Here is a 14,576-nt window from a genome sequence, read left to right as displayed (position 1 = left end):
CGACGTATACCCCAAATAATTCGAGTTGCTTGTAGGCGGCAACAGAGCGAAGCCCCTGGAGCTTACACAAGTAAGTGACTGGGGTGAGTAAGGGCAGCCAACACCCAAGCAGCTTGAAGAATGACGGGTATAAACACTTATCTGGCCTGCAGGTACACCAATGCAGGCCAGAAAACACCGCGCTATCCGGCACCGGGAGTACATATGTTGGCATGTTTTCGTTTTCTATTTGCAGGTCTGATGCTGGTAGCCAGCCACACCTTTGCCGCCACGGTTCAGGATGAACATGGCTCTTTTACACTCGACAAAACACCACAGCGGATTGTGGTGCTGGAACTGTCGTTTGCCGATGCGCTGGCCGCGGTGGAGATAAGTCCGGTGGGGATTGCCGATGATGGTGATGCGGGCCGCATTCTTCCGGAGGTTCGCGCGCATCTAAAACCCTGGCAATCTATCGGTACGCGCGCCCAGCCAAGTCTGGAGGCTATCAGCGCCCTGAAGCCAGACCTGATTATTGCCGACAGCCACCGCCACGCGGGCATCTATAGTGCATTACAGCAGATCGCCCCGGTTCTGTTGCTTAAATCCCGCAACGAAACCTACGCAGAAAATCTGCAATCAGCCGCAATTATCGGGAATATTGTCGGTAAGAAAGAGCAGATGACCGCACGACTGGAACAACATCGCCAGAAGATGGCTCAATGGGCCGAACTTCTCCCGCAAGGGGCCAGCGTGGTATTTGGAACCTCTCGCGAACAGCAGTTCAATCTGCACTCCAGCGAGACCTATACCGGGGGCGTATTAACGACTCTTGGCCTGAACGTCCCCCCAGCAATCGCAGGTGCGCCCATCCCCTCGATAGGCCTTGAACAACTCCTGGCGATCAATCCGTCATGGCTGCTGGTGGCACACTATCGCGAGGAAAGTATTGTTAAACGCTGGCAACAGGACTCATTGTGGCAAATGCTTGATGCAGTGAAAAAACAGCAAATTGTCGCCGTTGACAGTAATGCCTGGGCCAGAATGCGCGGCATTTTTGCTGCCGAGCGCATTGCAAGCGATACGGTAAAGGTCTTTCAGCACCAGTCAGTTGACGACATGAAATGACTTACCCTAAACATCCAGCACTGTTGTGGGGTATTCCCGCTGCGGCGCTTATCGCTATTTTCTGGCTGAGTCTGTTTTGCTACTCAGCCATCCCTGTTTCCGGTATGGATGCTTTAGGCGCGTTGATCCCCGGCCATACGCTGACGCTCCCGCAAATGCTGGTCCACAATCTCCGCTTACCCAGAAGCCTGGTCGCGATTCTGGTGGGAGCAAGCCTGGCGCTAGCCGGATCTCTACTGCAAACCCTGACCCATAACCCACTGGCCTCGCCTTCCCTGCTCAGTATCAACAGCGGTGCCGCACTGGCAATGGCGCTCACCAGCGCCCTCAATCCCACGCCAGTGGCAGGATATCCACTTGCCATCGTCGCAACCTGTGGTGGTGGTATAAGTTGGATGCTGGTCATGATCGCCGGAGGCGGTTTTCGTCATACACAGGAGCGAAACCGGCTGATCCTCGCCGGGATCGCGCTTTCCGCCTTTTGTATGGCATTCACCCGGATCACGCTACTGCTGGCTGAAGATCATACCTGGGGCATTTTTTACTGGCTGGCTGGCGGTGTGTCACATGTTCGCTGGCAGGATTTCTGGCATCTGTTCCCGATTGTGGCGATAGCAGCGCCGGCGATCCTGCTGCTGGCAACCCAGCTTAACTTGCTGAATATAGGGGACAGTACCGCCCACACGTTGGGAGTAAATCTGCCGAAATTGCGATTAACCATCAATATTCTGGTACTGGCGTTAGTCGGTGCCTGCGTCAGCGTGGCGGGCCCCGTGGCATTTGTCGGTCTGCTGATGCCACATCTGGCACGATTCTGGATTGGGTACGATCAGCGCAAGGTTCTGCCTATGAGCATGTTGTTGGGTGCAACGTTCATGCTGCTGGCTGACGTTTTGGCCCGCACCCTGGCCTTTCCTGGTGATTTACCTGCCGGTGCAGTGCTGGCGCTCATCGGCGCACCGTGTTTTGTCTGGCTGGTCAGGAGGCGCGGATGAGAACCTCCCTGGTGATGTTGATTGCGCTGGCTCTGCTGGTATTCGCCTCGCTGTCGCTACAGATGGGGATGATCCCTGTTCCCTGGCGAGCACTGCTGACTGACTGGCGTCCCGACAGCACACACTATTACGTGTTGATGGAATACCGTCTACCAAGACTGATTCTGGCGATATTCGTTGGTGCCGCGTTAGCGGTTTCTGGCGTGCTGGTACAAGGCATTGTACGCAACCCGCTGGCCTCACCGGACATTCTCGGCGTCAACCATGCGGCCAGTCTTGCGGCAGTGAGTGGATTGCTGCTACTGCCCTCGCTGCCAGCAATTTTTCTGCCGCTACTGGCATTTGGCGGCGGCATTGCAGCGTTGTTGCTGCTACGCATACTGGCCGATACCACGCAGCCAATGCGGCTGGCGTTAACAGGCGTAGCGCTTTCCGCCTGCTGGGCGAGCATGACGGATTACCTGATGCTTTCACATCCGCAAGATGTAAACAGTGCTTTGTTGTGGCTCACCGGAAGTTTGTGGGGGCGCGACTGGACGTTTGTAAAAATCGCGGTGCCATTGCTGGCGGTATTTCTTCCCCTTAGCCTGCGTTTTTGCCGCGACCTCGACCTGCTGGCACTGGGCGATGCGCGCGCGGCGACGCTTGGCGTGGCCGTTCCGCGCGTAAAATTTTGCGGGCTAATGCTGGCGGTGGCGATGGCCGCAACCGGAGTAGCCGTTTGTGGACCAATCAGTTTTATTGGTCTGGTGGTGCCACACATGGTGCGCAAAATGACCGGCGGTCGCCATCGCTGGCTGCTGCCAGTTTCCGCGCTAACTGGCGCTTTGCTGTTGCTGGTCGCCGATCTGCTGGCGCGAATTATCCATCCCCCGCTGGAGCTTCCGGCAGGGATACTGACAGCCATCATCGGCGCACCATGTTTTGTCTGGCTGCTTGTGAGAATGCGTTAAATGAAATTACATACCGAAAATCTGACCGTCAACTATGGTACTCGCCAGGTTCTGGACGGACTTACGCTCGCACTGCCGTCAGGGAAAATTACCGCACTACTGGGACCAAACGGCTGCGGAAAATCAACACTGTTGAACTGTTTTTCGCGTCTGCTCATCCCAACATCGGGTACCGTGATGCTCGACGACCAGCCGATTGATAGCCTGTCATCACGCCAGTTAGCCCAACGTCTGGCGCTGCTACCCCAACATCACCTTACTCCTGAGGGGATCACCGTCCGGGAGTTGGTGAGTTACGGTCGCAGCCCCTGGCTTTCCTTATGGGGACGACTTTCTATGGGAGATCATTCCCGGGTCAACGTTGCAATGGAGAAAACGCAGATGCATGCTCTGGCAGACAGACGTTTAACCGAGCTGTCTGGCGGTCAGCGCCAGCGAGCATTTCTGGCCATGATGCTGGCGCAGGACACTCCTGTCGTGTTGCTTGATGAGCCGACGACCTGGCTGGATATTAATCATCAGGTCGAACTAATGCGGTTGATGGACGAGCTCAAGGCGCAGGGAAAAACGGTAGTAACGGTACTGCACGATCTGAATCAGGCGAGCCGCTATTGCGATCACCTCGTCGTGCTGGCAAATGGTCGCGTGACGGCGCAGGGAACACCAGAAGCGGTAATGCAGCCGGAAATGCTAAAAAGAGTGTTTAGCGTGGAAGCAGAGATCCACCCGGAGCCAATATCAGGAAGGCCGATGTGCGTGGTGGTGTAATACTTTCAAGGGCAGAGATTTGGGATGCAATCGAGCCGGACATTTTACGTTTCCCGAAACAAAAAAGGCCCTTTACGGGCCTTTTTAGCAGAATGCTTAGAACGGGATGTCGTCGTCAAAGTCCATCGGCGGTTCGTTAGACGGTGCTGCCGGAGCTGACTGCTGCGGACGAGACTGAGCACCGCCGCTAAACTGATTGCCACCCTGCGGCTGTTGAGGCTGACCCCAACCACCCTGCTGACCACCACCCGCGTTACCACCAGCAGGAGCGCCACCACCCTGACGGCCACCCAGCATTTGCATGGTGCCGCCTACGTTTACAACCACTTCAGTGGTGTACTTTTCTACGCCAGACTGATCGGTCCATTTGCGGGTACGCAGCTGACCTTCGATGTAGACCTGAGAACCTTTACGCAGATATTCGCTGGCAACTTCTGCCAGTTTGCCAAACAGCACAACGCGGTGCCATTCAGTCTGCTCTTTCATCTCACCGGTCGCTTTATCACGCCAGGATTCGGAAGTAGCCAGCGTAATGTTGGCAACTGCGCCACCATTCGGCATATAGCGTACTTCCGGGTCCTGGCCCAGATTACCGACGAGAATCACCTTGTTTACGCCTCTGCTGGCCATGATCGTGTCTCCTGAAAAACGTTTCTTAATAAGTGTAAGCGCGGGATTGTAGCATTTCCAATAGCGCTTTTACTACGTTGGGAGGTCGATTCCAGTAAACAACCTCAGCCAGACATTGTTGCACAGACACCTGCGTTTTGCATTCCAATACTGTATATCCATTCAGGTTAGGTTGTGTCATAATTAACCGTTTGTGATCGCCGGTAGCACCATGCAGCCAGGCAAAAAAGCGTTTAATCCGGGAAAGATGAATGGATAAGATCGAAGTTCGGGGCGCCCGCACCCATAATCTCAAAAACATCAACCTCGTCATCCCGCGCGACAAGCTGATTGTCGTCACCGGGCTTTCGGGCTCAGGCAAATCCTCGCTTGCTTTCGACACGTTATATGCCGAAGGGCAGCGTCGTTACGTTGAATCCCTTTCCGCGTACGCGCGTCAGTTTCTGTCGCTGATGGAAAAACCGGATGTCGACCACATTGAGGGGCTGTCTCCTGCCATCTCAATTGAACAAAAATCGACATCCCACAACCCGCGATCCACGGTAGGCACCATTACCGAAATTCACGACTATCTGCGCCTGCTGTTTGCCCGCGTCGGTGAACCGCGCTGCCCGGACCACGACGTCCCACTGGCAGCACAAACCGTTAGCCAGATGGTTGATAATGTCCTGTCGCAGCCGGAAGGCAAGCGTCTGATGCTGCTGGCACCAGTAATTAAAGAGCGTAAAGGTGAGCACACCAAAACGCTGGAAAACCTGGCAGGCCAGGGTTATATCCGTGCGCGAATTGACGGTGAGGTGTGCGACCTTTCCGATCCACCTAAGCTGGAGTTGCAGAAGAAACACACCATCGAAGTGGTGATTGATCGTTTCAAAGTGCGCGACGACCTCTCTCAGCGTCTGGCGGAATCTTTTGAGACCGCGCTGGAGCTTTCCGGCGGCACAGCGATAGTTGCCGATATGGACAACCCAAAAGCGGAAGAGTTGCTCTTCTCCGCCAACTTTGCCTGTCCGATTTGCGGCTACAGCATGCGCGAACTGGAACCGCGCCTGTTCTCGTTCAACAACCCGGCTGGTGCGTGTCCAACCTGTGACGGTCTCGGCGTACAGCAGTATTTCGATCCCGATCGGGTGATTCAGAACCCTGAACTGTCGCTGGCAGGCGGGGCTATTCGCGGATGGGACCGCCGTAACTTCTACTACTTTCAGATGCTCAAGTCGCTGGCGGAACACTACAAGTTTGATGTGGAAGCGCCATGGGCCAGCCTGAATCCTGCCGTTCACAAAGTGGTCTTATACGGTTCCGGCAAAGAAAACATTGAATTCAAATATATGAACGATCGCGGTGATACATCGGTACGCCGCCATCCGTTCGAAGGCGTATTGCACAATATGGAACGTCGCTATAAAGAGACGGAATCCAGTGCGGTACGTGAAGAACTCGCAAAATTCATCAGCAACCGGCCTTGTGCCAGCTGTGAAGGAACACGTTTACGTCGTGAAGCACGCCATGTATTCGTTGAGAACACACCGCTGCCCGCCATTTCCGACATGAGCATCGGCCATGCGATGGACTTTTTCAACAATCTCAAGCTCGCGGGCCAGCGGGCGAAGATCGCAGAGAAAATCCTCAAAGAGATTGGCGACCGTCTCAAGTTCCTGGTTAACGTCGGTCTGAACTACCTGACGCTGTCCCGTTCAGCCGAAACGCTCTCCGGTGGCGAAGCCCAGCGCATCCGTCTGGCAAGCCAGATCGGCGCAGGCCTGGTGGGCGTAATGTACGTGCTGGATGAACCGTCCATCGGTCTGCACCAGCGCGATAACGAACGCCTGTTAGGTACGCTTATCCATCTGCGCAATCTGGGTAATACCGTGATAGTGGTGGAACACGATGAAGACGCTATTCGCGCCGCCGATCACGTTATTGATATCGGTCCTGGCGCCGGTGTCCACGGTGGACAGGTGGTCGCGGAAGGAACGCTGGACGACATCATGGCAGTACCTGAGTCACTGACCGGCCAGTACATGAGTGGCAAGCGCAAGATTGAAGTGCCGAAACAGCGCGTTGCGGCCGATCCAGAAAAAGTGCTGAAGTTAACCGGCGCACGCGGCAACAACCTGAAAGATGTCACCCTGACGCTGCCAGTTGGCCTGTTCACGTGTATTACCGGCGTTTCCGGTTCGGGTAAATCGACGCTGATTAACGACACGCTGTTCCCGATTGCCCAGACCCAGCTTAATGGCGCAACACTGGCGGAACCCGCGCCGTATCGCGATATTCAGGGACTGGAACATTTCGACAAAGTTATCGATATTGACCAAAGCCCGATTGGTCGTACGCCGCGTTCTAACCCGGCGACCTATACTGGCGTGTTTACGCCCGTGCGCGAACTGTTTGCTGGCGTACCGGAATCACGCGCACGCGGCTATACGCCGGGTCGCTTTAGCTTTAACGTGCGCGGTGGACGCTGCGAAGCCTGCCAGGGCGACGGCGTAATCAAAGTCGAAATGCACTTCCTGCCGGATATCTACGTGCCGTGCGACCAGTGCAAAGGCAAGCGCTATAACCGTGAAACGCTGGAGATTAAGTACAAGGGCAAGACCATCCACGAAGTGCTGGATATGACTATCGAAGAAGCCCGCGAGTTCTTTGATGCCGTTCCGGCGCTGGCGCGTAAGCTGCAAACATTGATGGACGTTGGTTTGACCTACATTCGTCTGGGTCAGTCCGCGACAACGCTCTCCGGTGGTGAGGCGCAGCGCGTGAAACTGGCACGCGAGCTGTCAAAACGCGGAACCGGCCAGACGTTGTATATTCTGGATGAGCCGACCACAGGTCTGCATTTTGCAGATATTCAGCAGTTACTGGACGTACTGCACCAGCTCAGAGATCAGGGCAACACCATCGTAGTCATTGAGCATAACCTGGACGTGATTAAAACCGCGGACTGGATTGTGGACCTCGGACCGGAAGGCGGGAGCGGCGGCGGCGAAATCCTCGTCTCCGGTACGCCAGAAACGGTTGCCGAGTGTGAAGCTTCGCACACGGCCCGATTCCTCAAACCCATGCTGTAATTGCGCGAATGCCGCTTCCTGAATCATCAGGGAGCGGCAAATTTACGCCAGCAGTTTGCGCTTATCTTCCGGCAGCGTGTTTACGGCCTGTTGCCAGGAGGCATCGACCAGATAGTAAATCTGAGAATCCGGTAACGAGCCATCCAGATATACCGTGCTCCAGTGCGCTTTATTCAGATGTCTGCTTGGCCTTACGTCACTATGCTGCTGACGTAATAACTCTGCCAGTTCAGGGCTGGTTTTCAGAGACACCGCCGGGCGACCTTCCACCTCTTTTACCATGGCAAAAAGCACATCTTCGACTTTAATTTGTGTGGCTTTCCAGTCACTGTGGACGCTCTGCTCCGCACCTGTTTTTGCCATGCAGTATTGCAGCAACTCCGAATTCGTCATTTTTATTCCCCTTACCAGCATATCGCCTGATGAGAACATCTTTTACTCAGTGTGCAGCAAGTCAGCGAAAGGTAAAAGCCAGTAACGCAAATTTGTTTAAAAAAACAGCAATCGAAAAAGCGACGCCTTAGTACTCGGAGTTCACGATCACCTCTTCACCAAACCCTCCAGCCTGTGGCAACGGTTTATAGGTGGAGTTAGAAGCACGTAAAATGCGAATACCGCGAATACCGACCTCACGGGCCGCAGTGATGTCATTGTCGGAATCGCCGTAATACATACGGATGTTTTTATCCTGCAACCACTGCGTTTTGGTGTTCTGTCCGGGTTTGTCACCCGCGAAGATAACCGGATTCATATTGGCGGGTGGAATATGGAAGTTGTCGGACAGCGTTTTAGAAACCGTTTCGGTTTTGGTCTGGCTACGCCCGGTCACAAAAAAGATGCTGTCGCCGCGACGCACGTGCATATCAATAAGCTGTCGCGCCACTTCTTTCGGGATACTGAACTCATCCCAGCCATTATTCATTTTCTCCCAGAAGGCCGGATTCTTCAGGTAATCCTCGCTGTCCGGGGAGTACGTTTTTTTGCCACGCCAGAATCCCGGGCTGGAAAAGAGAACCGTATCATCAATATCAAATCCGACAGCCATCGGCGGACGACCAGTCAGACTATTTTCAATTTGTGCGACAGAAACCCAATGAATAGGAGCCTGCTCAGCAAGTTTTGCAACGTTAGTGCCTGGATTAAGCTGAGAGGGAGAAGAAACTAAAGCCTGGGCGGAATGGTTTAACGTGAACAATAAACAAACGGCACTCAGTGCCAAAGAAATCTTGCGCATATTTTTCCCTAATTAGTCAGTTAGTTATGATTTTTTTATTAACAACTGGTCAAAAAGCTATCTGACCTTACCCCCTGAGGGGGGGGAAAGGAAGGGCTTTATCTGGTTTTGTTACAGAAAAAGAGAACGATCACATATGAATAGAGGCATGTCACGTAGGCCAGATAAGGTATTTACGCTACCATCTGGCACACAAAACCTGATGGTGTTGCCATTATCTGACCTACGTGTTTCGGGAAAAAAATATTACATTACCGCAGCAAACGCCTTCGCCACGCGCTGAACGTTACTGTGGTTCAGACCGGCCACACACATACGACCGCTGGCAATCAGGTAAACACCAAACTCATCACGCAGACGATCAACCTGGGCTGCGCTCAGTCCGGTATAGCTGAACATACCGCGCTGTTGCAGCAGATAATCAAAATCGCGACCAGGGATCTCAGTATTAAGAACGTTGACCAGTTCCTGACGCATCGCCTGGATACGGGTACGCATACCCTCTACTTCAGCCAGCCAACTGGCTCTGAGCTCATCATCCCCCAGTACGGCAGCAACAACCTGAGCACCAAAGTTCGGCGGACTGGAATAGTTACGACGAACGGTGGCTTTTAACTGTCCCAGTACGCGACTTGCCGTCTCAGCATCTTCACAGACAACGGAAAGCCCGCCGACACGCTCGCCATACAGTGAGAAAATTTTTGAGAACGAATTGCCGACCAGAGCAGGCAATCCGGCACTGGCAATAGCGCGGATCGCATAGGCATCATCATCCATTCCGGCGCCAAAACCTTGATAGGCAATATCCAGAAACGGGATCAGGTCGCGTGCTTTCAGTATCTCGATGACCGTATCCCACTGAGCATGAGTCAGATCTGCACCGGTTGGGTTATGACAGCACGGATGCAGCAGCACAATGCTGCGCACCGGTAAGGTATTGAGCGTTGCTAGCAGATCGTTGAAACGCACACCATTGGTTGTATTGTCATACCAAGGGTAAGTACTGACTTCGAACCCGGCGCCTTCAAAAATTGCGATATGGTTTTCCCACGTCGGATCGCTGACCCACACGCCAGAATCAGGAAAATAGCGTTTCAGGAAATCAGCGCCCACTTTTAGCGCGCCCGATCCCCCCATCGTCTGAATCGTCGCTACACGCTGTTGCTGGAGAATCGGGTGTTCTGCGCCAAACAGCAGTTTTCCGATAGTATGGCGATAGCTATTCAACCCTTCCATTGGCAGGTACAGGGAAGCACCATGTGGCTTAGCATTAAGCCGCGCTTCCGCTTCAACTACGGCTTTAAGCTCAGGAATAATCCCGTCTTCGTTGTAATACAGGCCGATACTGAGGTTCACTTTGTCGCTACGTGAATCTTCTTGGAAACGCTCCATGAGCGATAAAATCGGGTCGCCAGCGTAGGCGTCAACTTTTTGGAACACGCGATGGTTCTCCAGGTTTACAGGCAGGGAATAAAGACACAATAAACCGGAAGTGAGAGAAGATCGAGAGGATGTTGAGGGGAATATTGCCGGATGGCGGCGGAACCGCCTTATCCGGCTTATAACCAAATTTAGTCCACGTACTTCATAGCTACTCTTGACGTCAGGCGCGTGATAAGTTCGTAAGCACTTACTTTTGTCATTTCAGCAATACGCTCAACCGGCAGGCCATCACCCCACAGGATCACCGGGTCGCCAGCTTTATCCTGCGCATCAGGGCCTAAATCAACGCAAATCATATCCATGGCAACGCGCCCGACTATCGGCACTTCCCGGCCATTAACCAGTACTGGCGTACCAGAGGGAGCCGCACGCGGATAACCGTCTCCATACCCCATCGCCACGACGCCCAGACGCGTGTCGCGCTCACTGAGCCACGTTCCGCCGTAACCAACAGGTTCTCCTGCTTTATGTTCGCGTACCGCAATCAGGCTAGAGGTGAGTGACATCACCGGCTTGCAGCCGAAATCTGCACCTGTGGAGTGATTTTCCAGCGGTGATACGCCATACAGAATTAACCCCGGACGCGCCCAGTCGAAGTGCGACTGTGGCCACAACAGGATGCCGCCAGAAGCGGCGATAGAACGCTGGCCCGGCTTGCCTTCACAGAAGCTATTAAATATATCGAGCTGTTTTTCGGTTGCACCACACTCGGGTTCATCTGCACGAGCAAAGTGGCTAACAATATTGACCGGCTGACGCACGTTTTCACACTGAGTTAAACGCTGATAAAAGGCCTCGGCCTGCTCAGGGCGTACGCCCAGACGGTGCATTCCGGTGTCGAGCTTCATCCATACGGTGACCGGTTCAGCCAGTTCTGCCGCTTCCAGGGCATCAAGTTGTTCCTGGTTGTGCACGGCGGTATGCAGACGCTGTGCGGAGATAGTCGGCAGATCGGCTGCATCGAAAAACCCCTCCAGCAGCAGGATGGGTTGCGTGATCCCTCCCGCGCGCAGCCGCAGGGCTTCTTCAAGACGAGCGACACCAAAAGCGTCCGCATCGGGGAGCGTTCGCGCGGTCTCTAACAGACCGTGTCCGTAAGCGTTCGCTTTCACGACCGCAACCAGTTTGCTGGCAGGCGCCAGTTCACGCAGACGTTGCAGGTTGTGTCGCAGAGCGCGGCGGTTAATGACTACAGTTGCCGCTTGCATTTGTGTTCCTTGAATTATGTGTCTGGAATTTGGTGTTATTGGTGCAGCGAGTTTGGGTGCGGCAAACGCTCAGCCACCAGAGCGTACTAAAGTACGTGGGGATGACTAGCACTCCCCAATCCTTAAATCGCAAACAAAATGGCCAAATTATTTACTCATCATCGTATTGTGGTCCGGCATAGTTATCAAAGCGTGACCACTGGCCGTTAAACGTCAGACGTACCGTGCCGATAGGACCGTTACGCTGCTTACCAATAATAATTTCTGCGATCCCTTTCAGATCGCTGTTCTCGTGATAAACCTCATCACGATAGATAAACATGATTAAGTCGGCGTCCTGCTCGATGGAGCCTGATTCACGCAAATCCGAGTTGACCGGGCGTTTGTCGGCGCGTTGTTCCAGAGAACGGTTAAGCTGCGACAGTGCCACCACCGGCACATGTAGTTCTTTTGCTAACGCTTTCAGTGAGCGAGAAATTTCAGCAATTTCCAGCGTACGGTTGTCGGAAAGCGACGGCACGCGCATAAGCTGAAGGTAGTCGATCATGATAAGCCCGATACCGCCGTGCTCACGAGCGATACGGCGCGCGCGCGAACGCACTTCCGTCGGCGTCAGACCGGAGGAATCATCAATATAGATGTTTCGTTTCTCCAGCAAAATACCCATTGTTCCGGAAATTCGCGCCCAGTCTTCATCATCCAGTTGACCAGTACGAATTTTGGTCTGATCCACGCGCGAAAGCGAGGCCAGGGAACGCATCATAATCTGCTCAGAGGGCATCTCAAGAGAAAAGATGAGTACGGGCTTATCCTGTAACATCGCTGCGTTTTCGACGAGGTTCATCGCAAATGTTGTTTTACCCATCGATGGACGCGCCGCGACGATGATCAGATCTGACGGCTGCAAACCTGCAGTCTTTTTATTGAGATCGTCATAACCGGTATTCACCCCGGTGACGCCATCATGCGGTTGCTGGAACAACTGTTCTATACGCGCGACGGTCGCATCCAGCACATCGGCGATGTTTTTCGGACCTTCGTCTTTATTGGCGCGGCTTTCAGCGATTTTAAAGACGCGAGATTCCGCCAGATCGAGCAGGTCTTCACTGGAGCGCCCCTGCGGATCGAAACCCGCGTCGGCTATTTCATGGGCGACAGAAATCATATCGCGAACAACGGCACGTTCGCGGACAATATCGGCATACGCGCTAATGTTCGCCGCACTTGGCGTATTTTTAGATAACTCAGCCAGGTAAGCAAAACCGCCGACGCTGTCCAGTTGTCCCTGAACTTCCAGCGACTCTGCCAGTGTAATCAGATCGATGGGTTTTCCCATCTCCTGCAGGCGGTGCATTTCTGTGAAGATATGCCGATGTGGTCGGGTGTAAAAATCCTCCGCAACCACGCGCTCGGCCACATCGTCCCAGCGTTCGTTATCCAGCATTAAACCGCCCAACACCGACTGTTCCGCTTCAATCGAGTGCGGCGGCACTTTCAGTCCCGCAACCTGCGGATCGCGGTCACGAGCATCAGTCTGTTGTTTGTTGAAGGGTTTATTTCCTGCCATAGTGAATGGAGTTACCGAGATAAAGAATGGGTCGAAAGATTACCATATAAGTAGACCCTTACGATACGTTCTGGAGGATACATGGCAACACGTATTGAATTTCATAAGCACGGCGGGCCTGATGTTCTGAAGGCTGTGGAGTTTGCGCCCGTTGACCCGGCGGAACATGAAATCCAGGTCGAAAACAAAGCGATTGGCATCAATTATATTGATACTTACATCCGTAGCGGGCTTTATCCGCCGCCATCATTACCCAGTGGTCTGGGCACCGAGGCTGCTGGCGTAGTCAGCAAAGTCGGCAGCGGTGTGAAGCACATTAAAACCGGCGATCGGGTCGTCTATGCTCAGTCCGTACTCGGCGCTTACAGTTCAGTGCATAACGTTCCAGCTGATAAAGTCGCCATTCTGCCCAATGCCATTTCGTTTGAGCAGGCTGCCGCCTCCTTCCTGAAAGGGCTTACCGTTTTTTATCTGTTACGCAAAACCTATGAAATCCAGCCTGGCGAACCGTTTTTGTTCCATGCTGCGGCAGGGGGGGTCGGTCTGATTGCCTGTCAGTGGGCAAAAGCATTGGGTGCAAAACTGATTGGTACCGTCGGCAACGCGCAAAAAGCGCAAATTGCCTTGCAGGCCGGAGCATGGCAGGTGATTAACTACCGTGAAGAAAGCATTGTCGAGCGCGTTAAAGAGATAACTGGCGGTAAAAAAGTTCGGGTGGTTTACGATTCGGTAGGGAAAGATACCTGGGAAGCTTCGCTGGATTGTCTGCAGCGCCGGGGACTGATGGTAAGTTTCGGTAACGCTTCCGGACCAGTGACTGGCGTAAACTTAGGTATTCTGAATCAGAAAGGCTCGTTATATGTGACGCGCCCTTCTCTTCAGGGTTACATCACCAACCACAATGAGTTAGCCGAAGCCAGCAATGAGCTTTTTTCGCTGATTGCCAGCGGGGTTATCAAGGTTGATGTGGCAGAGAGTCAGAAGTATGCCCTGAAAGATGCGCAACGCGCGCATGAAGTCCTGGAAAGCCGGGCGACGCAGGGTTCAAGTCTTCTGATCCCTTAATTTCTACCGTTCCTAATTCATTTCAGTAGCAGGAAAAAAACCGATACGTTACTGAAGCTTGTGTCCGGGGTCAGTGAAAACAGCCAGCACACCAGCGGTTTGAATGATGGCGGGAATACAAAGAAATTGGGCTTCCCGCAGGAAGCCCTTTCTTTTTTTAGTTCGGCTGTATGTAGGGTACAGCTCGATGAATTCGTTAACGGCGTAATAGTGACAGATTTGATTATCAATTCCTATTTGGTTCTAAAGGCAAAGTTGCATGTTGTGACGAACCACTCAATACCTTAGTAAAACCGACGGTTATTGCGCTGATACTGTGGGACTTTTGGCGCTTTTATCGCCTTGATAACCCATACCACAGCAATGGCCAGTAACAACCAGGGCAACAATTTAATCATTAACGCAAACAAGCCACCCAAAAACATCACTGCGGTAGCCACCATCAATGCAGCCAGCACACCCAGCAGTGATACACCGGTGACCATCAGCATGATAAAAAAACCAACGACAAAAAGTAGTTCCAGCATGGTGC

The 14,576-nt window shown here is 53.3% G+C and carries 13 protein-coding genes; 6 read left to right on the top strand and 7 right to left on the bottom strand.

The genetic code is table 11. The features are described 5' to 3' along the window. The first annotated feature begins 204 nt into the window (after positions 1-204). Genes OH663_RS17830 through fecE form a run of 4 tightly spaced genes read left to right on the top strand, consistent with a single transcriptional unit; the run spans position 205 to position 3,823 of the window. Positions 205-1,107, top strand: a complete 903-nt coding sequence (locus OH663_RS17830; RefSeq protein ID WP_200012949.1) for a Fe(3+) dicitrate ABC transporter substrate-binding protein FecB — start codon at positions 205-207, stop codon at positions 1,105-1,107. Next, positions 1,104-2,102, top strand: a complete 999-nt coding sequence (gene fecC / locus OH663_RS17825) for an iron-dicitrate ABC transporter permease FecC (RefSeq protein WP_200012924.1) — start codon at positions 1,104-1,106, stop codon at positions 2,100-2,102. The genes OH663_RS17830 and fecC overlap by 4 nt, the downstream gene beginning before the upstream one ends. Next, a complete protein-coding gene (gene fecD / locus OH663_RS17820) occupies positions 2,099-3,055 on the top strand; it encodes a Fe(3+) dicitrate ABC transporter permease subunit FecD (protein ID WP_048222434.1) in 957 nt (318 codons plus the stop codon). Before fecC ends, fecD begins: the two co-directional genes overlap by 4 nt. Beyond that, positions 3,056-3,823 (top strand): Fe(3+) dicitrate ABC transporter ATP-binding protein FecE, encoded by a 768-nt coding sequence (gene fecE, locus OH663_RS17815; RefSeq protein ID WP_200012925.1) that lies wholly within the window; start codon positions 3,056-3,058, stop codon positions 3,821-3,823. Between the two features lie 96 nt (positions 3,824-3,919). Here fecE and ssb1 read toward each other — a convergent pair whose 3' ends face one another. Next, a complete protein-coding gene (gene ssb1 / locus OH663_RS17810; RefSeq protein ID WP_045438572.1) occupies positions 3,920-4,453 on the bottom strand; it encodes a single-stranded DNA-binding protein SSB1 in 534 nt (177 codons plus the stop codon). A gap of 251 nt (positions 4,454-4,704) precedes the next feature. On the opposite strand from ssb1, the gene uvrA reads away from it, so the two are divergent. Further along, positions 4,705-7,527 carry an excinuclease ABC subunit UvrA gene (gene uvrA, locus OH663_RS17805; RefSeq protein ID WP_045438569.1) on the top strand — a complete coding sequence of 941 codons (2,823 nt, stop codon included), beginning with the start codon at positions 4,705-4,707 and terminating at the stop codon, positions 7,525-7,527. 42 nt (positions 7,528-7,569) lie between these two features. Here the strand turns inward: uvrA and OH663_RS17800 are convergent, their stop codons facing one another. The 5 genes from OH663_RS17800 to dnaB form a co-directional block, all read right to left on the bottom strand. Further along, on the bottom strand, positions 7,570-7,920 hold the full coding sequence (locus OH663_RS17800) for an MmcQ/YjbR family DNA-binding protein (protein ID WP_045438566.1): 351 nt from the start codon (positions 7,918-7,920) through the stop codon (positions 7,570-7,572). Positions 7,921-8,047: 127 nt separating this feature from the next. After that, positions 8,048-8,761, bottom strand: a complete 714-nt coding sequence (gene aphA, locus OH663_RS17795) for an acid phosphatase AphA (RefSeq protein WP_048222439.1) — start codon at positions 8,759-8,761, stop codon at positions 8,048-8,050. A gap of 246 nt (positions 8,762-9,007) precedes the next feature. Next, positions 9,008-10,201 (bottom strand): aromatic amino acid transaminase, encoded by a 1,194-nt coding sequence (gene tyrB, locus OH663_RS17790; RefSeq protein ID WP_200012926.1) that lies wholly within the window; start codon positions 10,199-10,201, stop codon positions 9,008-9,010. 131 nt (positions 10,202-10,332) lie between these two features. After that, complete coding sequence (gene alr, locus OH663_RS17785; RefSeq protein ID WP_048222443.1) at positions 10,333-11,412, bottom strand: alanine racemase; 1,080 nt, start codon at positions 11,410-11,412, stop codon at positions 10,333-10,335. 151 nt (positions 11,413-11,563) lie between these two features. Continuing rightward, on the bottom strand, positions 11,564-12,979 hold the full coding sequence (gene dnaB, locus OH663_RS17780) for a replicative DNA helicase (protein WP_045438554.1): 1,416 nt from the start codon (positions 12,977-12,979) through the stop codon (positions 11,564-11,566). An 81-nt stretch (positions 12,980-13,060) separates the two neighbouring features. Here dnaB and OH663_RS17775 point away from each other — a divergent pair, with 81 nt between their 5' ends. Further along, entirely contained in the window at positions 13,061-14,044 is a 984-nt protein-coding gene (locus tag OH663_RS17775) for a quinone oxidoreductase (RefSeq protein ID WP_045438543.1), read from the top strand. 284 nt (positions 14,045-14,328) lie between these two features. On the opposite strand, the gene pspG is transcribed toward OH663_RS17775, so the two are convergent. Beyond that, positions 14,329-14,571, bottom strand: a complete 243-nt coding sequence (gene pspG / locus OH663_RS17770) for an envelope stress response protein PspG (RefSeq protein ID WP_045438538.1) — start codon at positions 14,569-14,571, stop codon at positions 14,329-14,331. Positions 14,572-14,576: the final 5 nt, after the last annotated feature.

Source organism: Citrobacter sp. Marseille-Q5395 (assembly GCF_947057495.1).
GTDB lineage: Bacteria > Pseudomonadota > Gammaproteobacteria > Enterobacterales > Enterobacteriaceae > Citrobacter > Citrobacter murliniae.
The sequence above is the reverse complement of the archived record's forward strand: the minus strand, read 5'-3'. Positions and strand labels throughout refer to the sequence as shown.